Annotated in this window: 21 protein-coding genes; 14 read left to right on the top strand and 7 right to left on the bottom strand. The window is 68.6% G+C overall.

What is annotated here, in order from left to right:
- Window positions 1-99: 99 nt before the first annotated feature.
- The 6 genes from ltaE to ACZ79I_RS01790 all read right to left on the bottom strand — a co-directional run bounded on the left by ltaE (window position 100) and on the right by ACZ79I_RS01790 (window position 7,927).
- A complete protein-coding gene (ltaE, locus tag ACZ79I_RS01815; RefSeq protein ID WP_471493407.1) occupies window positions 100-1,209 on the bottom strand; it encodes a low-specificity L-threonine aldolase in 1,110 nt (369 codons plus the stop codon).
- A gap of 89 nt (window positions 1,210-1,298) precedes the next feature.
- Window positions 1,299-1,601, bottom strand: coding sequence for an ArsR/SmtB family transcription factor (locus ACZ79I_RS01810; RefSeq protein ID WP_471493405.1), 303 nt, complete (start codon window positions 1,599-1,601; stop codon window positions 1,299-1,301).
- Window positions 1,602-1,828: 227 nt separating this feature from the next.
- Window positions 1,829-2,182 (bottom strand): ArsR/SmtB family transcription factor, encoded by a 354-nt coding sequence (locus tag ACZ79I_RS01805; RefSeq protein ID WP_471493403.1) that lies wholly within the window; start codon window positions 2,180-2,182, stop codon window positions 1,829-1,831.
- A gap of 336 nt (window positions 2,183-2,518) precedes the next feature.
- Window positions 2,519-3,643, bottom strand: a complete 1,125-nt coding sequence (locus tag ACZ79I_RS01800) for an Mrp/NBP35 family ATP-binding protein (RefSeq protein ID WP_471493401.1) — start codon at window positions 3,641-3,643, stop codon at window positions 2,519-2,521.
- A 31-nt stretch (window positions 3,644-3,674) separates the two neighbouring features.
- Window positions 3,675-6,542, bottom strand: coding sequence for a molybdopterin-dependent oxidoreductase (locus tag ACZ79I_RS01795; RefSeq protein ID WP_471493399.1), 2,868 nt, complete (start codon window positions 6,540-6,542; stop codon window positions 3,675-3,677).
- Between the two features lie 29 nt (window positions 6,543-6,571).
- On the bottom strand, window positions 6,572-7,927 hold the full coding sequence (locus ACZ79I_RS01790) for a 4Fe-4S dicluster domain-containing protein (protein ID WP_471493397.1): 1,356 nt from the start codon (window positions 7,925-7,927) through the stop codon (window positions 6,572-6,574).
- 691 nt (window positions 7,928-8,618) lie between these two features.
- On the opposite strand from ACZ79I_RS01790, the gene ACZ79I_RS01785 reads away from it, so the two are divergent.
- Window positions 8,619-9,536, top strand: a complete 918-nt coding sequence (locus ACZ79I_RS01785; RefSeq protein ID WP_471493396.1) for a LysR family transcriptional regulator — start codon at window positions 8,619-8,621, stop codon at window positions 9,534-9,536.
- An 824-nt stretch (window positions 9,537-10,360) separates the two neighbouring features.
- Here ACZ79I_RS01785 and ACZ79I_RS01780 read toward each other — a convergent pair.
- The gene (locus ACZ79I_RS01780) at window positions 10,361-10,747 is read right to left on the bottom strand and encodes a hypothetical protein (RefSeq protein ID WP_471493394.1); all 387 of its coding nucleotides are present in this window, start codon (window positions 10,745-10,747) and stop codon (window positions 10,361-10,363) included.
- A gap of 129 nt (window positions 10,748-10,876) precedes the next feature.
- Between ACZ79I_RS01780 and ACZ79I_RS01775 the strand changes: the two genes are divergently transcribed.
- The 13 genes from ACZ79I_RS01775 to ACZ79I_RS01715 all read left to right on the top strand — a co-directional run bounded on the left by ACZ79I_RS01775 (window position 10,877) and on the right by ACZ79I_RS01715 (window position 22,085).
- Complete coding sequence (locus ACZ79I_RS01775; protein WP_381081820.1) at window positions 10,877-11,122, top strand: sulfurtransferase TusA family protein; 246 nt, start codon at window positions 10,877-10,879, stop codon at window positions 11,120-11,122.
- Between the two features lie 9 nt (window positions 11,123-11,131).
- Window positions 11,132-11,515 (top strand): DsrE family protein, encoded by a 384-nt coding sequence (locus tag ACZ79I_RS01770; protein ID WP_381081823.1) that lies wholly within the window; start codon window positions 11,132-11,134, stop codon window positions 11,513-11,515.
- Window positions 11,516-11,525: 10 nt separating this feature from the next.
- Window positions 11,526-12,239 carry a 4Fe-4S dicluster domain-containing protein gene (locus ACZ79I_RS01765; protein WP_381081826.1) on the top strand — a complete coding sequence of 238 codons (714 nt, stop codon included), beginning with the start codon at window positions 11,526-11,528 and terminating at the stop codon, window positions 12,237-12,239.
- On the top strand, window positions 12,236-13,426 hold the full coding sequence (locus tag ACZ79I_RS01760) for a heterodisulfide reductase-related iron-sulfur binding cluster (RefSeq protein ID WP_471493392.1): 1,191 nt from the start codon (window positions 12,236-12,238) through the stop codon (window positions 13,424-13,426). Before ACZ79I_RS01765 ends, ACZ79I_RS01760 begins: the two co-directional genes overlap by 4 nt.
- A gap of 60 nt (window positions 13,427-13,486) precedes the next feature.
- Window positions 13,487-14,551 (top strand): FAD-dependent oxidoreductase, encoded by a 1,065-nt coding sequence (locus ACZ79I_RS01755; RefSeq protein WP_471493390.1) that lies wholly within the window; start codon window positions 13,487-13,489, stop codon window positions 14,549-14,551.
- Between the two features lie 18 nt (window positions 14,552-14,569).
- Entirely contained in the window at window positions 14,570-15,298 is a 729-nt protein-coding gene (locus ACZ79I_RS01750) for a hypothetical protein (RefSeq protein ID WP_471493388.1), read from the top strand.
- Window positions 15,299-15,300: 2 nt separating this feature from the next.
- On the top strand, window positions 15,301-16,617 hold the full coding sequence (locus ACZ79I_RS01745) for a (Fe-S)-binding protein (protein WP_471493386.1): 1,317 nt from the start codon (window positions 15,301-15,303) through the stop codon (window positions 16,615-16,617).
- A 10-nt stretch (window positions 16,618-16,627) separates the two neighbouring features.
- Window positions 16,628-17,623: a lipoate--protein ligase family protein gene (locus tag ACZ79I_RS01740; protein ID WP_471493384.1), complete on the top strand. Its 996-nt coding sequence runs from the start codon at window positions 16,628-16,630 to the stop codon at window positions 17,621-17,623.
- Window positions 17,620-18,105 (top strand): glycine cleavage system protein H, encoded by a 486-nt coding sequence (locus ACZ79I_RS01735; RefSeq protein WP_471493382.1) that lies wholly within the window; start codon window positions 17,620-17,622, stop codon window positions 18,103-18,105. Before ACZ79I_RS01740 ends, ACZ79I_RS01735 begins: the two co-directional genes overlap by 4 nt.
- Window positions 18,102-19,088, top strand: a complete 987-nt coding sequence (locus tag ACZ79I_RS01730) for a radical SAM protein (protein WP_471493380.1) — start codon at window positions 18,102-18,104, stop codon at window positions 19,086-19,088. Before ACZ79I_RS01735 ends, ACZ79I_RS01730 begins: the two co-directional genes overlap by 4 nt.
- Entirely contained in the window at window positions 19,088-20,200 is a 1,113-nt protein-coding gene (locus ACZ79I_RS01725; protein WP_471493378.1) for a lipoate--protein ligase family protein, read from the top strand. The genes ACZ79I_RS01730 and ACZ79I_RS01725 overlap by 1 nt, the downstream gene beginning before the upstream one ends.
- Window positions 20,201-20,295: 95 nt before the next feature.
- Window positions 20,296-21,303 (top strand): radical SAM protein, encoded by a 1,008-nt coding sequence (locus tag ACZ79I_RS01720; RefSeq protein ID WP_471493376.1) that lies wholly within the window; start codon window positions 20,296-20,298, stop codon window positions 21,301-21,303.
- Between the two features lie 14 nt (window positions 21,304-21,317).
- On the top strand, window positions 21,318-22,085 hold the full coding sequence (locus ACZ79I_RS01715) for an electron transfer flavoprotein subunit beta/FixA family protein (protein ID WP_471493374.1): 768 nt from the start codon (window positions 21,318-21,320) through the stop codon (window positions 22,083-22,085).
- Window positions 22,086-22,092: the final 7 nt, after the last annotated feature.

The raw sequence follows: 22,092 nt of genomic DNA, 5'->3' as shown, positions 1-22,092 counted from the left end.
TGTGGCTCCCTCCCGGCTCCGGGAGGGAGCCACAGGGGTTCTGCGGCGGGGTCCGCGTCGGTCCGCATCCTGCCGAGACGGTGGGTCACCCCGCCGCCTTCAGCGCGCTGCCGCGTCCTCGAAGGCCTCGTGCACGATGTCCACGGCGCGTTCCGCGTCGGCACGCGACACGTCCAGGTGGAACACGAAACGCAGTTGCCCCGGATACCCCGCGCACAGCAGGCCGCGCCGCGCCAGCCGGTCGCACACCTCCTCGGTGCCGAGGCCCGGTGCCGGCGCCGCGAAGACCATGTTGGTCCGGGCGGGTTCCACGGTCAGGCCCGCCACGTCCTTGATGCCCTCGGCGAACAGCGCGGCGTGCGCGTGGTCGTCGGCGAGCCGCGTCACATGGTGGTCGAGCGCGTGGAGCGCCGCGGCCGCCGGTACGCCCGCCTGCCGCATCCCGCCGCCCAGGACCTTCCGCCAGCGCCGTGCCCGTGCCACGAAGTCCCGTGATCCCACGAGCGCCGAACCGATCGGCGCGCCCAGGCCCTTGCTGAAGCACACCGAGACGCTGTCGAAGGGCTCGGCGATCAGCCGCGCCTGCTCATAGGGGTCGCCCCCGCCGGCGACCGCCGCGTTGAACAGCCGCGCCCCGTCCAGATGCGTGGCGAGCCCGTGGTCGCGGGCGACGCCCGTGGCGGTCTTGAGGTAGTCCACCGGCACGGCCCGGCCCCCGGTGGTGTTCTCCAGGCACAGCAACCGCGTGCGGGCGAAGTGCGGGTCGTCCGGCTTGACCGCCATCGCGATGAGCGCCGGGTCCAGCGTCCCGTCCTCGCGGTGCGGCAGCGGCTGCGGCTGGATGCCGCCGAGCACGGCCCCGCCCCCGCCCTCCCACAGGTAGGTGTGGGCGAACTGGCCGGCTATGTACTCGTCCCCGCGGCCGCAGTGGGTCAGCAGCGCGCACAGGTTGCTCTGCGTCCCCGACGGGACGAACAAGGCGGCCTCGAACCCCAGCAGCCCGGCGATCCGCTCCTGCAGGGCGTTGACGGTGGGATCATCGCCGAAGACGTCATCGCCCAACTCGGCCTCGGCCATCGCCCGGCGCATCGCCTCGCCGGGCCGGGTCACGGTGTCACTGCGCAGGTCGATGAGCCGTCGGGGCTGCTCTTGGGCGACATCGCTCGCGTCGGCGGCATCGGTGTCATGGGTGGCATCAGTGGTCGGCATGGGTTCACCCTGCCATGCGGCACGACGGCCGCCGGAGTGTGGGGCCGCCGGCGTCCGCAGGTTTGCCCCTGCCGCGGACGGCTGCCGGTTCAGCCGGCGAGCATGCCCCCGGTCCCGGAGGTACGTTCCACCATGAACTCGCAGAGCAGATCCACAGCTTGGAGGATCTTCACACTCGTGAGGGTGTAGTAGACGTTGCTGCCCTCTCGGCGCGTACGGACGATGCCCCGGTCGCGCAGCATCGCGAGATGCTGGCTGGCGTTGGGCTGGGAGATTCCGAGAGCGGCGACGATCTCACCCACCGTTCGGGGGCCTTCCCGCAACTCGTTGATGATCAACAAGCGCTTCTGGTCGGCGATCGCTTTGCAAACGCGCGCATACAGCTGGTACATCTCAGATGCGTCAGCGCGCTCCATCGTGACCCTCTCCCAGACTCATCACATGTCCAGCGTATCACCAGGGTAGTCGGGGCCATGGCATACCTATGCCGTCACTACCGCCTTGACCTGCGAGAACGTCATGTGCGCGCGTTCCTCCGGACGGCGGGTGACGTAGATCTCGACGGCTGATGTGCCCTGGAGCCTCCGACGGCACACGGGCGGCACCGGTTCCGGGCCGGTCAACGAATCGGTTTGAGTTCCGGCCCGGGTTCCTGGCGGGCATCGTCGCGCCAGCCGAGCTCCTCCGCCATGAACTCCCGGAGCAGGTCCACGGCAGCCAGCACCTTGTCACTGCTGAGCCTGTAGAAGCTGTTGCTTCCCACCCGCTCGATCGTCACAACCCCCCGGTCGCGCAGTATCGAGAGATGCCGACTGGCATTCGGCTGGGGGATGTCCAGCGCCTCGGCCACCTCGCCCACCGAACGCGCGCCGTCCCGCAACTCGTTGATCAGCAGCAGGCGCGTAGGATCCGCCAGAGCCTTGCAGACGCGAGCATGCAGTTCACTGATCTCCGCCGGATCGATCTGTGCCACACTGGCTCCTCTGTCGGGCAGGCACAGGCCCGGGCTCGCGGACACTGCGCCGGACTGGACGAATTCCCAGCCGCTCTGCAGGGGGAACCCGTCAATAGCCGCATGACCTCGCGTGATCTTTTTTCGAGCCATCACGCTGCATTCCGACACACTACCTGGGAGGCGGGGCTGGAGCCAGGGTCCTGTCACCAAGAGGAATCAATATGTACAGGACCCCGCGGCAGGTGGAAATCCTCAGCCGTGAAACCGCGAATGTTCCCGGGGGAATGCCGGTCAAGCCGATCGGCATCCCCCCGGGAAGTGGTGCGCCATGTGTGACGCCGGTCTGCGCTGCGGCTAGACCACCGACAGCGGCAGCTGCATGCCGACCAGGCTGCGGCGCACGACGGGCAGCTCGGCGGCGATGCGGGCCAGTTCCCGTGCCGACGGCGCGTCCGGGGTGCCGGCCACGACCGGCACGCCGATGTCGCCCGCCTCGCGCAGTGCCAGGTCGAGCGGCACCTCGCCGAGCAGATCGGTGTCGAGTGCCTTTGCCAGCCGGCTTCCGCCGCCGGAGCCGAACAACGCGGTCTGCGATCCACAGGTGCCGCAGGCGAGCCGGGACATGTTCTCGATGACACCGGCGACGGGGAGACGCAGGTTGCGCGCCATCCGTCCGACCCGCGTGGCCACCGTCTGCGCGGCCTCCTGCGGGGTGGTCACCACCACCATCTGCATGGCGGGCAGGAGTTCGGCCAGGGAGAGGGTGATGTCACCGGTCCCCGGCGGGAGGTCGAGCAGGAGCACGTCGAGATCGCCCCAGTGCACATCGCCGAGGAACTGCTCCAGCGCCTTGTGCAGCATCGGTCCCCGCCACACGACCGGGGTCTCGTCCTCCACCAGGAACCCGGTGGACATCAGCCGTACGCCGTGCGCCTCGATGGGCATCATCGTGCCGTTGAGGGCGACCGGGGCCCGCCGGACGCCGAACAGCTGCGGGACCGAGTAGCCCCACACGTCCGCGTCCAGCAGGCCGACGGTTCTGCCGGTCTGCGCGAGGGCGACCGCGAGGTTCGCGGTCACCGACGACTTCCCCACGCCGCCCTTGCCGCTGGCGACGCCGTAGATGCGGACCGTGGACTCAGGGCTGGAGAAGGGGGTGCTCGCGCGCCCGTCGTTCAGGGTGCGCGCGACTTCCATCCGCTGTCGCTCGTTCATCACCCCGAAGGCGACATTCACCTCCTTGACGCCGGGAACTTCCCGCACCGCCGCGACGACCGTGTCGCGCAGGGTGTTCTTCAGCGGGCAGGACGCGGTGGTGAGGGAGATCTCGACGTCGACGGTCCCGCGACGTCCCACTCTGACCGCCGAGACCATGCCGAGGTCGGTGATCGGCCGGTGGATCTCCGGGTCTTCGACGGTGGACAGCGCGGCGCGCACTGCGTCGACGTCCGCTGAGATGCGAGACTGCCGCAGGACCATCGTTGTCTTCCTCCTGTGTTTCCCTTGGTGCTCAGGCCCGGTACGCCGAACGCTTCGGCGTGACGTGCCTCATCATGAACTCCGGCCGACGGCTGCCGTCCGGGCCCGGGCCCGGACGGGTCATGCCGAGCCAGCGCTTGTAGACCTCACGGGACTTGTTGACGTCGACCTCGACGTCCCCGTACTGGTCGCCGGGGCGGGCGCGCTCGATGGTCACCTTCTGGTGCCAGCAGTGCATACCCGAGATCGGGTCCGGCTGGACCGGGAAGGCGAGGTTCTGGTGCACACCCGGGTCGTCCCAGTAGATCCGCTCCGAGTCGGGGTCCTCGCTCTTGAAGGGCTTGACACCCTCCTTGTAGCGAAGCTTCCAGACGCCGTCCGCGGACCGGTCGAGGTCGACCTTGCCCATGACCCAGCGGCTGCCGGGGTGCCCGTCCTGCATCCAGCGTCCCATGTGGTGCGAGAGGCCGACGACCGTGGGACGGATCGCCTCGGTCGCCCAGGCGCGGACCACGAAGTGCCCGATCTCGGTCGACACCCGGACCAGGTCGCCGGTCTTGACGCCCATCCTGTCGGCATCGCCCTTGTTCATCCACAGCGGGTGGGTGTTGGCGATCTCGTTGAGGTACTTCGCGTTGCCGGACCGGGTGTGGATCAGGGTGGGCAGACGGAAGTTCGGCATCAGCGCGAACTGGTCCTGCTGCGGGTTGATCTTGCTCGGGCCGACGTGCGACTCGATGTACCCGGGAGTGGCGTGCTCGGGCCAGCCCCAGTCGGCCAGCGTCTCGGAGTAGAGCTCCAGCTTGCGCGACGGCGACAGCCAGCCCTGGACCTTGGAGCCGTCGGAGAGCTCGACACCGACCACGCCGGCCTCGCCGACCAGCGGCGGCTGGGTCTCCAGGGTGACCGGCTTGCGCAGCACACCCTTGGAGTCGGGGAACGCCCCGTCCAGCTCGGCCTCGCTCAGCTTGCGCTCGTCGAGGCGGTAGACGTTCTTCGCCACCTCGAAGGCACCGAACTTCCGCATGTACTGCAGCGGAGTCATGCCGAGCTCCTTGGCCGCCTCCGGCAGCCCGGGCACGCTGTGCTCGAAGAGGATCTCGTAGTACTCGTCCTGGGTCATCATCTCACCCGGACGGGCCTTGGACTCGAAGTACTTGCGGATCCCCAGGGAGCCGTCCGGGTCGATCCTCCAGGAGAGGTTGAACCAGAACTCGTTCTCCTCCCAGACCTCGCCCGGGTTGGCGTCCCGGGTGTCCTGGTAGGGGATGCCCTTCTTGTCCATGGCGACCCGGGTGACCGGCTGCCGGAAGGCGATCCACTTGGAGGCGTGCGTCTCGAACGACATGGTGTCGTGCCGCTCGGAGGCGTGCCCCATCGGCAGGACGTAGTCGGCGAAGGTCGCCGACTCGCTCCAGGTGGGGGTGAGGGCCACGTGCAGGCCCATCTTCTTCTCGTCCTTGAGGACGTCGATCCAGGTGAACCCGTCCGGGTTGATCCACAGCGGGTTGTAGACCCGGCTGAAGTAGACCTCCAGCCGTCCGCTGCCGCGGCCGTCCTTGAGCAGGTGCGGCAACAGGATCGACATCTCGTTGGTGGTGAGCGGGTACTCCTGCGGCCACAGGAACTCGCTCCAGATCTCGTTCGCCTCCGGCATCTCCGGGAAGTGCGGGATGAACTTGTCCCAGCCGTTGGGGTGGGTGCCGCCGACGGTGCCGACGCTGCCCGTGAGCACGTTCAGGAAGAACAGGCTGCGGGTGATCTGCCAGCCGCCGAGGTGGCCGGCGGGAGCCGAGCGCCAGGTGTGGGTGGCCAGCCGGGTCCCCGCGTCGGCGACGAGCCGCGCCAGCTCCTCGACCTGCTCGACCGAGATGTGCGCCTCCTTCGCCGCGTACTCGAAGGTGTACTGGGCGTAGTCCTCGGTCAGCCGCTCGAGGAAGACCTCGAAGTCCATCGGCGCGTCGGGGTGCAGGCGCCGCATGTAGACGTCCCAGTTCACCCAGCGCTTGATGTACGCCTCGTCGATCTTCCGGGTGCGCAGCAGGTAGGAGGCGACCGCGAGGAAGATCACCGCCTCGGTGCCCGGCCACGGCGCGATCCACAGGTCCGCGTGGGAGGCGGTGTTGGAGAGCCGCGGGTCCAGCACGACGATCTTGGCGCCGTTCTGCTTGGCCTCCATGATCCGCTGGGCGTGCGGGTTGAAGTAGTGGCCGGTCTCCAGGTGGGCGGAGAGCAGCACCATCGTCTTGGCGTTGGCGTAGTCCGGCGACGGCCGGTCATACCCCATCCAGTGGGTGTAGCCGGTACGGCCGCCACCGGAGCAGACGTTGGTGTGGCTGTTGTGGCCGTCGACACCCCACGCCTGCAGGACGCGCTCGGCGAAGCCGTCCTCGCCGGGCCGGCCGACGTGGTACATGACCTCGTCCTTGCGGTCCTCGACGATGGCCTTCCGGATGCGCGCCGCGATGTCGTTGAGCGCCTCCTCCCAGGAGACCTGCTCGAACTTGCCGGATCCCCGCTCGCCGACCCGCTTCATCGGGTGGAGGATGCGCTCGGGGTCCTTGACCTGGTTGATCGTGGCAGGGCCCTTGGCGCAGTTGCGGCCGCGGGAGCCCGGGTGGGCCGGGTTGCCCTCGAACTTCTTGATCGACAGGTCGTCGTGGTCCACGTAGGCCAGCAGGCCGCAGGAGGACTCGCAGTTGAAGCAGATCGTGGGGATCAGCGAGTAGGTGTGCGGGACCTTCTTGCCCGCGGAGTGCGCCTTGGCGTCGTACTGGACGTGGTTGTCCCAGTTCTCGACCGGCGGGTAGTTCCGCAGGTGCTCGTGGGTGCGGGCTCCGGGCATGGGCGCGGAGGGTGCACCACCGTTCGCGGTGGGTTTTTTGGGGGCTGTGGTCATGGCTCTTAAGCTCCTTGGTTCGGCTGCCGTCAGGACAGCGGCACGTCCTGCGCGGCCCGGACGAAGACGCTCTCGTGGGAGAGGAGGGCGGCCTGCGCCACCAGCCCGGCGACCACGAGGGCGGCCTGCGAGCCACCGGACCAGCCGGTCGCGGCGAGGGCGCCGGCGACGACGGACGGCACGATCCCGCCCAGCCAGAAGGTCTTGGCGTACCGGCCGTGGGTGATGACGTGGGCCGCGACGGAGGCGTTGCGCGAGGCGTGCTTGCCGCCGAACTCCACCCAGGTGATGAGCAGGTGCGCGGCAATGGCGATCACGAACGAGCGGGCCAGCAGCTGGCTGGCGTCCTCGGAGAGGTCGACGAGCGGGGCGAGCACGGCCAGCGCACCGGCACCGACCATGACCGCCTGGGCGAGCAGGTGCCAGAAGAGCACCGCGGACTGCCACAGGTCGCGTCCCTCGGCCTGGCCGAAGAGGTAGGCGGTGTAGCCGGCGGCCATCGCGCCCGCCGGGATCGCGAGCCAGCGCAGGATGTCGAGGGCTCCGTCGACGTCAAAGATGACCGCGGCCAGCCAGAGGGTGGCCACGCCGCCGAAGGCCAGCAGGAAGTACGAGCCGATGACCAGCCAGGATGAGAAGTTCGACTTCAGGAAGATATAGAGGAACCGCTCCGGCCGCTTGAGGTCCCACACCAGCAGGACACCGGTGATACCGGCCATGGCCAGGCCGATCGCCGGCGGGGTGGCGAGGCTCGCGGTGTCGAGGTCGATCCCGAGGATCAGGGCGAGGGCCGTGACCATCAGGGCGCCGGCGCCGACCGCCTTGGTCCACAGGTAGGTGGTCACCCGCCAGCCCCACGGGCGGGGGTGGGCGGTGTTGAGGGTGGTGCGGGCGTTGGTGACCGGGTCACCGGGCAGGTCGCCGGCGGTCGCCAGCCGGTGTTCGTCCGGCTTGGCCCAGATGTAGGTGTCGTCCACCGGCGCGTTCAGCGGGTCGAGGACCGCGCGGTCGGCACCGAGGTAGAAGACGTTGGGCCCGGTGTTCTGCTCCGGCGACCGCACGGCGGTCTGGTTCTCGTTCACCAGGCGGCTGATGCCGCTCGTCGGGTCGTCGAGGTCGCCGACCCAGATCGAGTGGGTGGGGCACACGACGACACACGCCGGCTCCAGGCCCTCGTCGATGCGATGGGCGCAGAAGTTGCACTTGGCGGCGGTGTGGGTGTCCTCGTCGATGTAGATCGCATCGTACGGGCAGGCCTGCATGCAGCTCTTGCAGCCGATGCAACGGGAATTGTCGAAGTCGACGATCCCGTCATCGCGCTTGTTGAGTGCCTTTGTCGGGCAGATCTTCACACACGGGGCGTCGGTGCAGTGGTTGCACCGCATGACTCCGAACTCACGGGTGGTCGATGGATATTCTCCCTTGTCGACGTATTTCACCCATGTCCGAAACTGCCCCAATGGAACTTCGTGTTCAGTCTTGCACGCGACAGTACAGGCGTGACAGCCGATACACGTACGTTGATCGATTGCGAAGCCATATTTCATGCACGGCTCTCCAGATGCGGGTGGGGCTTAATACATCGCCCGAGAAGTCCACGACTCAGTCCGGCCCAGGGTGCCTCGGAGCTGTGAGGACCGGTAGACGCCAGTGCGCTATGGGCACATAGGGTGCGCCTATGGGTGGACGTGAAGGCCCGGCGCGCCTCCCGGCGCTGCCCCCCGGTCTTCGGGCTCGACACCCTGAGGGCGGCTGTCGACGGTGCCGTCGGGGCGGCCGGCGCGCCGCCGCGGAACCGGCGTGTTTTCATCCCTGAGGCCGGCGGCCGGTATCACCGGAGCCGCTCCCTGTCCGACCGGGCCGACAGGGACACGTACCCTCCTGACCGCGTGCGCGAGGGCCGCCATGCCGATGTGGCGGCGCTCGCGCACGCCGGCGGCGAGCGGTGTCGGGGCCGGCGGTGCCCGTGTCCGGAAGGGGTGGGTTTAACGCCCTGCACCGCGCCGCGGCCGCCGCCGGGCGCGGCTCGGGCGCGATGGTTTCGCGATCCCTTCGGCCGAGTCATAGGATTGCGCCATGCCCCTGCCGCGCCGGGTGACCGAGCTGTCCGGATTCGAGCTGTTGCTCAGCATTGCCACGCTGGGCAGCATCGGCCGTGCCGCCTCGGCCCACGGCATCTCCCAGCCCGCGGCGAGCGAGCGCATCCACCGGCTGGAGTCCAGCATCGGGATTCCGCTTGTCACGCGATCTCCGCGCGGCTCACAGCTCACCGAGTCAGGGCTGCTGATCGCGGACTGGGCGCGCAAGACGGTCGAGTCCGCGCGGGACCTGGAGGCGGGCATCGCGGCACTGCGCGGGCAGAAGGATGCCCGGCTGCGGGTTGCGGCCAGTCTTACCGTGGCGGAGTATTTCGTCCCGCGGTGGCTGGTCCGACTCCGGGCGCGGGATCCGCATATCGCGGTCGCACTCGTTTCCGGGAATTCCGCCGACGTGGCCGACGCCATGCTGAACGGAAAAGCGGACCTCGGCTTTGTGGAAGGTCCGGATCTTCCCCCGGGGCTGGAGGCCCAGATCATCGCTCACGACCACCTTGTCCTGGTGGTCGCCCGGCGCCACCCATGGGCGCGCCGCAAGCAGCCCATCCAGCCGTCCGAGCTTGCCCGGACGCCCTTGATCAGCAGGGAGCAGGGCTCCGGAACGCGCCGGGCACTGGAGACGGCCCTGAACCGGACCTCGACGGTCACGCTGCCCCCACCCCTGCTCGAACTGTCCTCGACCACGGCGATCAAGAGCGCGGTCATGGAAGGCATGGGGCCCGCCGTGCTCAGTTCCAACGCCGTGGCCGGGGAGCTCGCCGCGGGAACCCTGGTGCGCCTGCCCATACAAGGCGTCAACCTCACGCGGGACCTGCGCGTGATCTGGCCCGCGGGACAGCGTCTGCAGGGGCCCGCCCGGGACCTGGCGGCGATCGCCGCGAACGCGCAGACCGGCTGATCCCGGAACGTGACCCGCCGGTCCGGGCCGGGAGCGGTTCCGGAGAGCGCCCTTTCCGTCCGTGCGAGACGATGCCGGTCTGCGGATCGGGCACGGCGGCGGGCATCGACGCCCGTGTCACCCGCTGATCCCGGAACGTGACCCGCCGCCGGGCCGGGAGCGGTTCCGGAGAGCGCCCTTTCCGTCCGTGCGAGACGATGCCGGTCTGCGGATCGGGCACGGCGGCGGGCATCGACGCCTGTGTCACCCGCTGATCCCGGAACGTGACCCGCCGGTCCGGGCCGGGAGCGGTTCCGGAGAGCGCCCTTTCCGTCCGTGCGAGACGATGCCGGTCTGCGGATCGGGCACGGCGGCGGGCATCGACGCCTGTGTCACCCGCTGATCCCGGAACGTGACCCGCCGGTCCGGGCCGGGAGCGGTTCCGGAGAGCGCCCTTTCCGTCCGTGCGAGACGATGCCGGTCTGCGGATCGGGCACGGCGGCGGGCATCGACGCCCGTGTCACCCGCCTCAGGCCCACGGGGCCTGGCAAAACGCACGACTGGGCTCGCGGGGCGGTGGCTGAGGGCTCGTCACATTTGGCCGGGGATCTGCGTCGAGCAGGGGAACGCCTCCGGTGGAGGTGAGGCGGCGCACGCCGTTCGAGACGCCCGCCGACGCCGTGCCGCCGACCGGCCGCACGGCGCGGCCGGCGACCTGACGACAGGAACGCGCGGCACCCGGCCCCACGACGGGAAGAACCGGCCACCGGCCCGGTCTTCACACCGGGCCGCGCGGCACCGGACGGCCTCGCCCGACGGGCGGAAGTGCCGTCGTCGGACGGCCTCTACCCGGAGGACGGGAACCTGAACGTCGCCGGGTCCAGCTTCGGTTGGACCGTCCGGAGGCGGTTGAGGAACTCCACGGAGTGCTGCGCGCACAGGCGCCAGGCCGACGCTTCGTCGAAGCGGTGCACATGCAGGCTGCCGTGGCGCTCCACCGCCGCGCCGCAGACCGCGCATCGGCGGGAACGGCGCGCACCGAGCCACTGCTCGGCCTCGGCCCAGCAGCGCCCGCACATCAGCCCCGAGGTGTCCCGGAACTGCGGTCGGCCGGGGTGGTAGACGAAGCGCACACCACCGGCCGGCCCCGGTTCGTCCACCGGATCCGAACTGCCGGTCAAACCGGGGACGAACGTCTTGCAGACGTCGCAGTGCAGGTCAGAGATGGTCATGGTCCTCCGGTCCGGGCTGTCCGAACAGATCGCTGTGACAGGTCTGGTCCGACCTCTGGACAGATCCAGGCACGCATATAACTATATGCGAACCTGTGAATATGAGCCCGCCCTTCGAGAGGGGATCCTGTGGCCGAGCCGCTACCCGCACCCGACCAAGTCATCGACTGTGCCGGCATGATGTGCCCGCTGCCGGTGATCAAGACCTCCCAGGCCATGAAGGCCCTGAACCAGGGTCAGGTCCTGGAACTGCTGGCCACCGACCCGGGAGTCGAACCGGACATGCGGGCCTGGACCGAGCGCACCGGCAACGCGCTGCTCGACATCCGCAAGGACGGTGACGTCTTCCACGTCCTTCTGCGCCGGGAGAAGTGAGGCGCCGCGATGTGGACCAACGAGTACGACAGCAAGATCATTTACGTGCAGACCCACGGGGTGAACGACCCCGCGCGATCTGCGACACCGTTCTTCCTCGCCGCCTCGGCAGCGGCGATGGACGCCGAAGTGATGATCTATTTCACGATGTACGGCGCGACGCTGCTGCGCCGTGACGTCGTCGACAAGATCGGCCCCAAGGGCGACAGCGGTCAGCCCCTGCGCCGCTTCATCGAGCAGGCGACCGGCCTCGGCGTCCGACTGCTGGTCTGCCAGCCGTCGCTCGACCTCAACGACCTGAAGATCGAAGACCTCATCGACGGTGTCGAGATGATCGGCGGCGCCGCCTTCAACGATCTCGCTCTCAACGCCGACGCAGTGATCAGCTTCTAGGGAGTGGACTGTGACTGACACGGCCGCTTACTACAAGGCGCCGGATGTCGCCGGATACGCCGATGTCTCCTACGCGGAGAAGGAACGGCTCGTCAACGAGGTCAAGGCCGACCCTCGATACTCCGGCTACCTCTACGGCTGCTACGAATGCGGAATCTGTGTGGCGGCCTGTCCTTCCGCGCGCTTCTACGACTTCAGCCCCCGGCGCATCGCCCAGGCCGCGGCGCGGGAGGACGTCGAGCTGATCTATCAGCAGATGCAGGAAGACATCTGGGACTGCTCGCAGTGCTTCTCGTGTCTGCGCTGTCCCCGCGGCAACAACCCCGGCGGCATCATCACGATCATGCGCGAGGTCGCCGTCAACAACGGGCTGCCATCGGCGAAAGAGGCGCTGGCGGGCTACACCCGCATCATCTACAAGATCATGTCGACGGGTACCCAGGTCTCGCCCGACATGCTCCAGGCCGACGCCTTCCCCGACTGGGGGCCGGAAACCGCGGACGTCTCGCACAACCTCGACCTGTGGCGGCGGGCTCTGCCCTCGGAGACCCTGCACACCACATCCACCGGTTGGGACGTCGCGGAGAAGACCCTCGTCGAGCTCTACCTCATCTGGCTGCACACCGGGTCGCTCGACCTGATCAAGGACGTCGACAGCGGTCTGCACGCGATCCTCCAGGAAGTCATGGAAGACCGCCTCGAAGAGGAAGGAATCGAGGTATGACCATTCCGATCGAAGCTCTGAAGAACAAAAAGCAGACCTTCGAACGCGGCGAGGACCGCCGCTCGTTGCTGGACCCGCGAGCGGAGCTCCTGAAGCTGGAAGAAGCCGGCGAACTCGTCGTACAGAAGATCACCGGTGACACCATCACCGTGCCGACGAAGTACGGCCGGGAGAAGCGCATCCAGAAGGCGAACCTGTGGCACCACAAGTCCTGCGGGCAGTGTGGCCACATTCCCGGCTACTCCACCTCGATCTTCTGGATCATGCGCAAGCTGGGGTACGACTACATCGACCCCAAGGACCAGACCTCGTGCACGGCGTGGAACTACTACGCCAGTGCGACGTCCAACGCCGCCGCACAGGCCGCCGTCGCGGTCCGCAACTTCGCCGCGGCCGCGGAGACCGGGGCCTTCCCCATGATCCACTGCGGAACCTCCTTCGGCCACTACAAGGACGTGCGTGAGGAGCTGATCCACCACGCCGGCCTGCGCGCCGAGGTACGCGAGGTCATGGCCAAGCTGGGCAAGCCGCTGGTGCTGCCCGAGGAGATCGTCCACTACTCGGAGTACCTCTACGCCCTGCGCCATGAGATCGCGGCGCACCAGGTCCGCGACATGTCCGCGGTCAAGGTCACCGTGCACCCCGCCTGCCACTACTACAAGCTGGTGGAGGGCGACGCGATCTTCGACCCGGAGGTCTACGGCGGTCAGCGCACCGCCGTGGTGACCGGTCTGGCCCAGCGGCTCGGCGCCGATGTGCGCGAGTACTCCACCTGGTACGACTGCTGCGGCTTCGGCTTCCGCCACATCCTGGTGCAGCGCGACTTCACCCGTTCCTTCGCCACCATGCGCAAGATCGAGGTGATGAAGGAGGAAGCGGATCCGGATGTCGTCCTCACCCACGACACCGGCTGCGTGACCACCCTCGACAAGAGCCAGTTCGCGGCCAAGGCGCACGACCGCAACGTCGGCGTGGCCGTGATGAGCGAGGCCCAGTTCGCCGCTCTGGCGATGGGCGCCCACCCGTACAAGGTGTGCCAACTGCACTGGCACTCGGCCGATTACCGGCCGCTGCTGGAAAAGATGGGCATCGACTGGCAGCAGGCATGGGCCGAGTTCCAGCAGGACCTCAAGCGGCTCGAAAACGGCGAGAAGCGCTTCCTCGACTGGGACGACGTCGACAACTGACCGTGCCGGAACGGCGCAAGCCGAACCGCGGTGAGCAGGAAAGAGCAGAGGGAAGGACAGATGGCATTCGACACGGTGGCCGTTGTCGGCGGCGGCCCGGGCGGGCTGCGCGCGGCGCAGAGCATCGCTGACATCGGAGGGAAAGTGCTTCTCATCGAGAAGCGCGACTTCCTCGGCGGTACTCCCGTAGCCGAGAACTACGCCGGCCTGACACCCTACGGGGCCGAGGCCGAACCGCAGATGCAGAGCATGGCCGAGGCCGTCACATCGAACCCGAACGCCCAGGTGCGGCTGAGCACCGAGGTGGTGGGGTTCGCCGGCGAGCCGGGCTCGTACTCGATGACACTGCGAGGACCGGACGGCGAGGAGTCGGTGGACGTCGGCGCGGTGATCGTCGCGACCGGGTTCCAGCACTTCGACCCGGGACGCGAGACACAGTTCTACGGGTACTACGAGTACGAGGACGTGCTCACCCTGACCGACCTCGAGGCCATGCTCAAGCAGCACCAGGTGGTGCGGCCGTCGAACGGTGAGGCGCCGAAGAGCCTGTGCTTCATCCAGTGCGTGGGCAGCCGCGACCGGCAGATCGGCAACGAGTACTGCTCCAAGGTCTGCTGCGGGATCGCCTCCAAGGAGGCCATCGAGGTCCGCGAGCTGCTCCCCGACTGCAAGGTCTACATCTTCTACATCGACATGCGGATGTACGGCTACTGGGAGAGCCAGATCTACTGGCCCGCGCAGGAGAAACACCACGTCCAGTACGTCAAGGGCATGGTGACCGAGGTCCTGAAGAAGGGCGACGGCCTGCTCATCCGCGGCGAGGACACCACCATGGGCCGGCCCATGGAGATTCCGATGGACATGGTGGTGCTGTCCGTCGGAATGGAGCCCTCGGTCGGCACCCGCACCATGGCCCGGGTACTCGGGGTGCAGCAGAACAAGTACGGCTTCATCGAGGCCGCCGGCTCCCCGCTGGACCCGGTCTCCACGGACCGCGACGGCATCTACGCCTGCGGCGCGGCACTGGGCCCCGCCGATCTGGAGGACACGGTCTCGTCCGCCTCCAACGCGGCGATGAAGGCGATGGCGTTCGTCCGTTCCCAGGCCGCGGCCGCCGCCAACTGAGACCCGCGGAGGCTCGTCATGCTCGGACCCGTCGTCGACACCCCCAGCGCCCAGGAGTTCATGCGCGAGATCGTCGACAGGATCTCCACCGAGGAACTGGGTGCGATAGCCGGAGACCTGGAACGCAAGTCCCTGGCCCTGCAGACGCTGCTGCAGACACCGGAAGAACTCGACCGCGAGGGACTGCGGGCGGTTCTGCGATGGGTCTTCTCGACCCGTCGCAGCGCCGACCGGATCATCGAATCGGTCTCCTCCGAGCGCCTGGCAGCCGCGATCACCGACCTGCTGCACGCCCAGGACGGGCTGCCGGAGCGCATCGGCCGATTCGACGCGGTGCTCACCGAGTTCCCCGACACCGCCTTCGACCTGCCGGGGGAGCTGTTGCACTTCACCTCCCCCGAACGGTACTGGCTGTGGACCCGGTGGATCTGGGATCCCCGCACCGAGACCGGTGCGCTCCGCCTGGTCACCACCGAGGACGTCGATCTCGCGGCCGGTTCGTCCCGCGGGGAGACCTATACGGCCGTCGGGCAGGCCATGGACTTCGTCGACGACCTCGGTAGATCGGCCGGACTCACCACCGACGGCCGGAATCGGTTCGGCACCGATGTGTTCCTTGCCGCCGTCTACGGCGTCTACATGTACACCATCCTGCGGATGCGCATGACAGAGCAGTTCAACCAGGTGGTGCCGCCCATGCCCGATCTCATCCGCCGCCTACTGGGCGTCTACCACCTGGAGGTTTGAACATGCCCATCGGAGGGCGCAAGGTATCTCCGACCGCTGTCGAGAAGGAGTCGGCGGTCGTCGCCTCACCGATCTCCGGACGCGAGGTCGAACTCCCGGCCATGTGGAACCGGATGTTCGAGCCGCGTGTGCTCAGCGACTACGGTCCGGACGGTTTCGCCAGACTGCGCGACATGGTCGGCGGCGGTGGCACGGAGTCGCTGGAGTGGTGCTACGGGTGCAACAAGTGCGTGCCGGTCTGCCCCGTCGACCTCGTCGGCGAGTACGGTCCGCGCAAGATCCACCGTAAGGTCCAGACCGGTGTGGACCTGCTCGAGGACCCCGACCTGTGGCTCTGCACCACCTGCGGGAACTGCTTGAGGGTGTGCCCCAAGGAAGTCGACATGATCCAGATCATGCCGGAGGCGCGGGAGGGCGCGCTCACCGAGGGCAATGTGCCCTCGGAACTGCAGGACGTCTTCCAGAAGACGTTCCGCTACGGCAACGCGCTCGGGGAGAACCCGCGCAAGCGTGCCCAGTGGACGCGGGACGCCGGTGTGCCGGTCAAGGTCCTGCCCAAGGACCCCTCCCCGGTCGACGTGCTGTTCTACGTCGAGGACTACTGGAGCTACCACCCCCGCGGGCAGGAGGCCGCCCGGGCGTTCGCCCGTGTGGCCACCGCGCTCGGGGTGGACTTCGGGATCCTCGGCCACGAGGAGAAGACCCTCGGCGACTCCCAGCGGCTCGCCGGGGAGAAGGGGCTGTTCGACGCGCTCATCGAGGACGTCACGGCAACCCTGTCCAAGTACGAGTTCAACCGGATCGTCACCCCCGACCCGCACGGCTTCAACGCACTGGTCAAGGAGTACCCGAAGCGGGGGCACACCTTCGAGGTGCTGCACTACACCCAGCTTCTGGCCCCGCTCGTGGACCGGATCGAGTGGCAGCGCGAGCTGAACCTCACGGTGACCTTCCACGACCCGTGCTACCTCGGCCGGCACAACGGCGAGTACGACGCGCCCCGCACGCTGATCAACGCCATCCCGGGCATCGAACTCGTCGAGATGGGCCGCTGCCGGGAGAACGGCTACTGCTGCGGCGGCGGTGGTGGCGGTATGTGGCTGGACGGCTTCACCAGGGACCACACCACGGAACGGCTTTCCGAGCGGCGGGTCCGCGAGGCGGCCGCGACCGGTGCCGACACGCTGGTCGTCTGCTGCCCCTACGAGGTGTCCCGGTTCGAGGACGCCGCGAAGTCGACCGGCAACGACCACCTGAAGATCCGCGACATCATCGAGATCATCGACGAGGCGATGGGGCATGGACCGGCTGCCTCATAGCTCTCTGAGAGTGATCGACTTCGGGCGGGCCTCGGCCCTGCGCTCGCAGACGCTCTGGCACGCCATCGCCTACGGAGTGTCTGCGGGCGCGCCGCCCACCCTGTCCTTCGTTCGGCCCGCCGAGCCGTACGTGTGCCTCGGATACCACCGCAGCATCGAGGAGGTGGACCTCGCGTACTGCGCGGCGCAGGGGCTGCCCGTCTACCGGCGGATGGTCGGCGGCGGGCCGGTCTACCTGGACAGCGACCAGCTGTTCTTCCAGATCGCCCTGCCCGCCGCCGATGTCTCGCCGTCACGGGTCAGAGCCCTGCACGACATGCTCTCTCCGGCGGTTGCCGCCTACCGGGCCGCCGGGGTGGACGCATCGCTGGACCGCAACATGGAGATCGCGGTCGAAGACCGCAAGATCTGCGGGCACGGCGCCGGCCAGATCGAGGACGCGGTGGTGGTCTGCGGCAACCTCATCGAGGGGTTCGACCACGAACGCGCCGCCAGGGTGCTGCGCCTTCCCGACGAGGGAATGCGCTCGGAGGTACTGCGGCTGATGCGGCGCTATGTCAGTGCCACACCCGCCGACCCGGAGACGTTCCGGCGAGCCGCGGTCGACGCCTATGCGACCGCGCTCGGCCTCCAGCCGGAGCCCGGTGACCTCACCGGAGTGGAACGCGAGGCGCTGGTCGAACTCGACGAGCGCTTCACAAGCGACGAGTGGATCGCGGGACCGGCACGCCGGCCGCGACGCCGGACCCGGGAGGTCAAGGTGCGTGCCGGCGTATGGGTGTTCGCGGCCCAGCACGAACAGGCCCTGGTCATGGCGAGCGTGGTGGACGACTCGGTGGAGCGTGCCCGGCTGTCCACCCTCATCCCCGGCGGGGAGATGCGGGAGGCCGAGAACGCACTTGCGGGAGTCCCGCTGGCGAAAGCGCCGGACGTGCTCGGCGCATACGGGGACCTTGGACGCCAATTCGCCGCGGCTTTCGCGGCATCGGATGGGAAGAGCCTGTGACGGAACACGTTGAGTCCATCCACCACAGCGACCTGGTGGAGGTGAGGGGCTTCGGGCTTGCACTGGACCGCAGCTACGACCGGGACATCCACATGTGGGTGAAACCGTCGGGGCCGGGGACCGTGCGGGTCGGCTTCGACGCCCTGGGGGTGGAGACGAACGGCACGCTGGCGCAGCTGTCGTTCATCGAGCCCGGTGCCGAGATCGTACGGGGCCGGCCGATCGGCCAGCTGGAGGCGGCGAAGTTCGTCGGCCCGCTGATCAGCCCGCTGTCCGGCACGCTGCTCACGGTCAACGACGAGGCACTGGGGGACCCCGGCCTGGTCGAACGGGACCCGTACGGCGGGGGCTGGCTGATCGAGATGTCGCTCGGCGAGGAGGACGCCAGGCTCGCGGACCTGCTCTCGGCACCGGACGACATCACGGCCTGGTTCGCCGCCAAGGCCGACGAGTACCGCCTCAAGGGAGTGATCGCACGATGAGTCTCCCGGCAGCGTCGACGACGGCCCTGGACATACGACGGGCCAACTTCCCCGACGTCATGGACTTCTACGCCCCCGGCCTGAAGCGGTGGCAGACCTCGGAGTGGGCACCGACCAGTCCGCAGCGGTTCCTGCCGGTGTCGGTGACGGGGTCGGCCTGTGCGCTCAGCTGCGACCACTGCCAGTCCAAGGTCCTTGAGGGCATGGTGTCGGTGAAGGCCGACGAGGACCTGTTCGCCCTGGCCAAGCGGCTGAAGTCGCAGGGCAGCGAGGGCCTGCTGGTCTCCGGCGGGTCCACCCGCGGCGGCGGCGTCCCGCTGCTGCCGCATCTGCGGCACATCCCGCGGATCCGCGAGGAACTCGGGATGAAGGTCATCGTCCACTCGGGCGTGGTCTCCCCCGAACTTGCCGCCGGGTTGGCGAAGTCGGGCGTCGACGGGGTGATGCTCGACATCATCGGCGCCGACGAGACCATCCGGGACGTCTACCACCTGGATCTGAAGGTCTCCGACTTCGACCGTGCGCTGGCGCTGCTCTCCGAGAACGGGCTGAGCATCATCCCGCACATCGTTCTGGGCCTGCACTACGGGAAGTTCCTGGGCGAGCACCGGGCACTGGAGATCATCACCAAGTACCCCGTGTCCACGATCATCCTGGTGGTCCTGGTGCCCCTGGTGGGCACGCCGATGGCGCACATCCCGCCCCCGCCCGTCGACGACGTCACGGACTTCTTCCGTACCGCGCGGCTGGCGGCCCCCGCGACCACCATCAACCTCGGCTGCGCACGGCCGCTCGGCGACGCCAAGAAGGACCTCGACCAGGCGGCCGTCGACCTGGGCCTCAACGGGATCGCCTACCCGGCGGACGGCGCGATCGAGTACGCCCGCTCACGGGGGCTGGAGCCCCGGCTCTTCGAGTACTGCTGCTCACTGACCTGGACCGGCGACGACGACGTCTCCTACCAGACGGTCGAGGTGGCCTGATGCCGGCCCGGTGGCGCCTCCTCACGGACGACGGCGCACGTGCCGCGGACGGCCTGGCACTCGACGAGGCACTGATGGACGGCTATGCGCGCGGTGCGCCGTACCGGCCGCCCACCCTGCGGCTGTACACCTACCGCAGCCAGTGTGCGCTGATCGGCCGCTACCAGCTCCTGGAGGCCGAGGTCGATCTCGAGGCGTGCAGCCGCACCGGCACCGAGGTGAGCCGGCGGCCGACCGGCGGCGGGGCGATCATCATGGGCGACGGTCAGCTTGGCCTGGCGCTGGTCGACCGCGCTCCCGCCGACAAACGCCCCCGGGAGATCATCGAGGAGTGCTCGACGGCCATCGTGGCAGGGCTCGCCGAACTCGGGATCACCGCCGGCTTCCGGGGCAAGAACGACCTGGAGGTGGAGGGGCGCAAGATCGCCGGCCTGGGCCTGTACGTCGACGAGCGGGGCGGCATGCTCTTCCACGCGAGCATCCTCGCCGACCTCGACGTGGACTTCATGCTCCGTGTGCTGCGGATCCCCGCGGCCAAGCTGGCGGACAAGGCCGCGGGTGCCGTACGGCAACGGGTGACCACCGTGACCCGGGAGACCGGCAGGTCCTACGACGGCGCCGCGCTGCGGGACTCCATCCGGCACGGCTTCTCCCGGACGTTCGGAGCCGAGTTCGAGCCGAGCGTGCCCGAGGAGGGCGAACTGGCCCGGGCCGCGGTGCTCGCCGAGGAACGCTACCGGGCGCCGTCCTGGCTCGGCGAACGGAGCGCCGTCCCGGACGGCAGCGGCACCGCCGTGCTGAAGACGCCGGCCGGACTGATGCGGCTGTACCTGTCCACACACGGAGACCTGGTGAAGAGCGCCGTCATCGTCGGCGACTTCGCCGAACTGCCGGCGGCCGTGGTGCAGCTGGAGTCCGACCTGCGCTGGCAGCGGCTGAGCAGGGACACCGTCACCAAGGTCGTGTCGGCCACGGGCGCCGACCAGGCGCTGCAGGTCGGTGCGGAGCAGATCACCACCGCCGTCCTGACCGCCGGACAGCGGGCGGCACGGCTGGCCACCGCCGCGCCCGTGCGGTCCGCGGGCTCGTGTTACTTCCCCGAGCAGAGTTGAGAGGCACAGACGAGATGGGCCGACAGCTTCCCCTTCTCCCGTCGCCGACGGAGGCGACGGAACGGAAAACCAGCCCGGAATGGGTTCGCATCTCGATGGCGAGCGCGATCGCACTGCGGTTCCGCTCCGGGCGGTTCAGCCGCGATTTCGACTTCGGCGGAATCAACCTGCTGCTCAACTACAGCGACGGCTGCCAGTCGGACTGCGGTTACTGCGGCCTCGCCCGCACGCGCCCGGGTGCCTACGACGACAAGTCGTTCATCCGGGTCGAGTGGCCGCTGGTGCGCACCGACGAACTGGTCGAGCGGATGGCCGAGTTCGAAAGCAGCATGACGAGACTGTGCATCTCGATGGTGACGCACGGTCACGCCTACCGTGACACCTGCGACATCACCGAGCGCATCGTGAAGGCCGTGCGTGCTCCCCTGTCGATCCTGGCCGCGCCGCCCACCCTCAACCGCGAGCGCCTGGAGCGCTTCAAGGAGCTGGGCGTCGACATGATCGGCATCGGACTGGACGCGGTGACGGAGGAACTCTTCCGCAGTCTGCGCACCGACGTCCCGGCCGGTGGGCTGAAGTGGGAGAAGTACTGGGAGGTCATCACCGACTCCCGCGAGATCTTCGGTCCGTGGAAGGTCAACGTGCACACCCTCGTCGGACTCGGCGAGGCGGACGAGGATCTGGTCCGGCTCTTCGTGCAGCTGCGGGACCAGGAGATCTTCTCCTACCTGTTCTGCTTCAACCCCGAGCAGGACTCCCGGATGGCCGACCACCCCAAGTCGCCGATCCAGCGGTGGCGGCGCGTCCAGCTGGCCAAGCACCTCATCGAGACCGAGGGCTACGGCCTGGACAGCTTCCACTTCGACGACGAGGGAAACCTGCTCACCATCGACGCCGACCGGACCACGGTGGACGCGATCGTCGACACCGGGATCCCCTTCGTCACCAACGGATGTCCCGGAGAGAACGGCGAGCCCGGGTGTACCAGGCCCTACGGCTCCTACCGACCCGCAGAGCCCTTCCGCGACTACCCGTTTGTTCCGACCGCGGACGATCTGGTCGAGATCCGTCAGCAGATGCGTCTCGATGAAGTCCTGAGCTAGGGAGACATGTACACATGCGCATCGTCGTTGCGATGAAGGCAGTACCGGACCTTGTCGAGGAGATCGAGCTGACTCCCGACGAGACCGACATCGACCGTGAATACCTCAAGTTCGTGCTGAACGAGTGGGACGACCAGGCGCTGGAGGAGGCGCTGCTGATCAAGGACGCCACCGGTGACGCCGAGGTCGTCGCCGTCGGCCTCGGCGAGGACCCCGACATCGATCAGGCCCTCTACACCGCCATCGCCAAGGGCGCGGACGGTGCGGTCAAGCTGAACGGCGGAGGCCCCGACACCCACGCCCGCGCCGCCGCGTTCGCCGCCTACCTCGCCGAGGAGCCGGCCGACGTCGTCATCACCGGTGTGCAGGCGCCCGACGACCTGGACGGACAGCTCGCTCCGATGCTCGCCGCACGCCTGGGCCAGCGCCACATCTCGGTGGTGATCGGCGTCGAGGCGCAGGACGGCAGGCTCGTGGTGCGCCAGGAGTTCGCCGGGGGCCGGTCGCACGAGCTGGAGCTGCCGGTACCCGCGGTCATCGGCCTCCAGGCCTCCCGCGAGACACCGCGCTACGCCCCGATCACCCGGATCCGTCAGGCCATGCAGGCCGGCGAGCTGCGGGAGGTCTCCGTCCCGGAGGAGACCGCGGGCTCGGGTCTGTCGGTGCGACGCATGTACCGGCCCGAGCAGACCAGCCACGCCGAGATGCTCACCGGCAGCACCGACGAGATCGCGGACAAGATCGTCGAGCTGCTGCGCGAGCGCGGCCTGATCAAGGGATGAGGGAAAG

The organism is Streptomyces sp. PSU-S4-23 (assembly GCF_055632315.1).
The sequence above is the reverse complement of the archived record's forward strand: the minus strand, read 5'-3'. Positions and strand labels throughout refer to the sequence as shown.

Coding starts and splice junctions, on each gene's coding strand:
- ACZ79I_RS01760 (WP_471493392.1), top strand. CDS start 12,236: ATGACCATTCCGATCGAAGCTCTGAAGAACAAAAAGCAGACCTTCGAA.
- ACZ79I_RS01750 (WP_471493388.1), top strand. CDS start 14,570: ATGCTCGGACCCGTCGTCGACACCCCCAGCGCCCAGGAGTTCATGCGC.
- ACZ79I_RS01810 (WP_471493405.1), bottom strand. CDS start 1,601: ATGTACCAGCTGTATGCGCGCGTTTGCAAAGCGATCGCCGACCAGAAG.
- ACZ79I_RS01720 (WP_471493376.1), top strand. CDS start 20,296: ATGGCGAGCGCGATCGCACTGCGGTTCCGCTCCGGGCGGTTCAGCCGC.
- ACZ79I_RS01725 (WP_471493378.1), top strand. CDS start 19,088: ATGCCGGCCCGGTGGCGCCTCCTCACGGACGACGGCGCACGTGCCGCG.
- ACZ79I_RS01780 (WP_471493394.1), bottom strand. CDS start 10,747: ATGACCATCTCTGACCTGCACTGCGACGTCTGCAAGACGTTCGTCCCC.
- ACZ79I_RS01755 (WP_471493390.1), top strand. CDS start 13,487: ATGGCATTCGACACGGTGGCCGTTGTCGGCGGCGGCCCGGGCGGGCTG.
- ACZ79I_RS01795 (WP_471493399.1), bottom strand. CDS start 6,542: ATGACCACAGCCCCCAAAAAACCCACCGCGAACGGTGGTGCACCCTCC.
- ACZ79I_RS01730 (WP_471493380.1), top strand. CDS start 18,102: ATGAGTCTCCCGGCAGCGTCGACGACGGCCCTGGACATACGACGGGCC.
- ACZ79I_RS01790 (WP_471493397.1), bottom strand. CDS start 7,927: ATGCGGTGCAACCACTGCACCGACGCCCCGTGTGTGAAGATCTGCCCG.
- ACZ79I_RS01715 (WP_471493374.1), top strand. CDS start 21,318: ATGCGCATCGTCGTTGCGATGAAGGCAGTACCGGACCTTGTCGAGGAG.
- ACZ79I_RS01800 (WP_471493401.1), bottom strand. CDS start 3,643: ATGGTCCTGCGGCAGTCTCGCATCTCAGCGGACGTCGACGCAGTGCGC.
- ltaE (WP_471493407.1), bottom strand. CDS start 1,209: ATGCCGACCACTGATGCCACCCATGACACCGATGCCGCCGACGCGAGC.
- ACZ79I_RS01785 (WP_471493396.1), top strand. CDS start 8,619: ATGCCCCTGCCGCGCCGGGTGACCGAGCTGTCCGGATTCGAGCTGTTG.
- ACZ79I_RS01745 (WP_471493386.1), top strand. CDS start 15,301: ATGCCCATCGGAGGGCGCAAGGTATCTCCGACCGCTGTCGAGAAGGAG.
- ACZ79I_RS01770 (WP_381081823.1), top strand. CDS start 11,132: ATGTGGACCAACGAGTACGACAGCAAGATCATTTACGTGCAGACCCAC.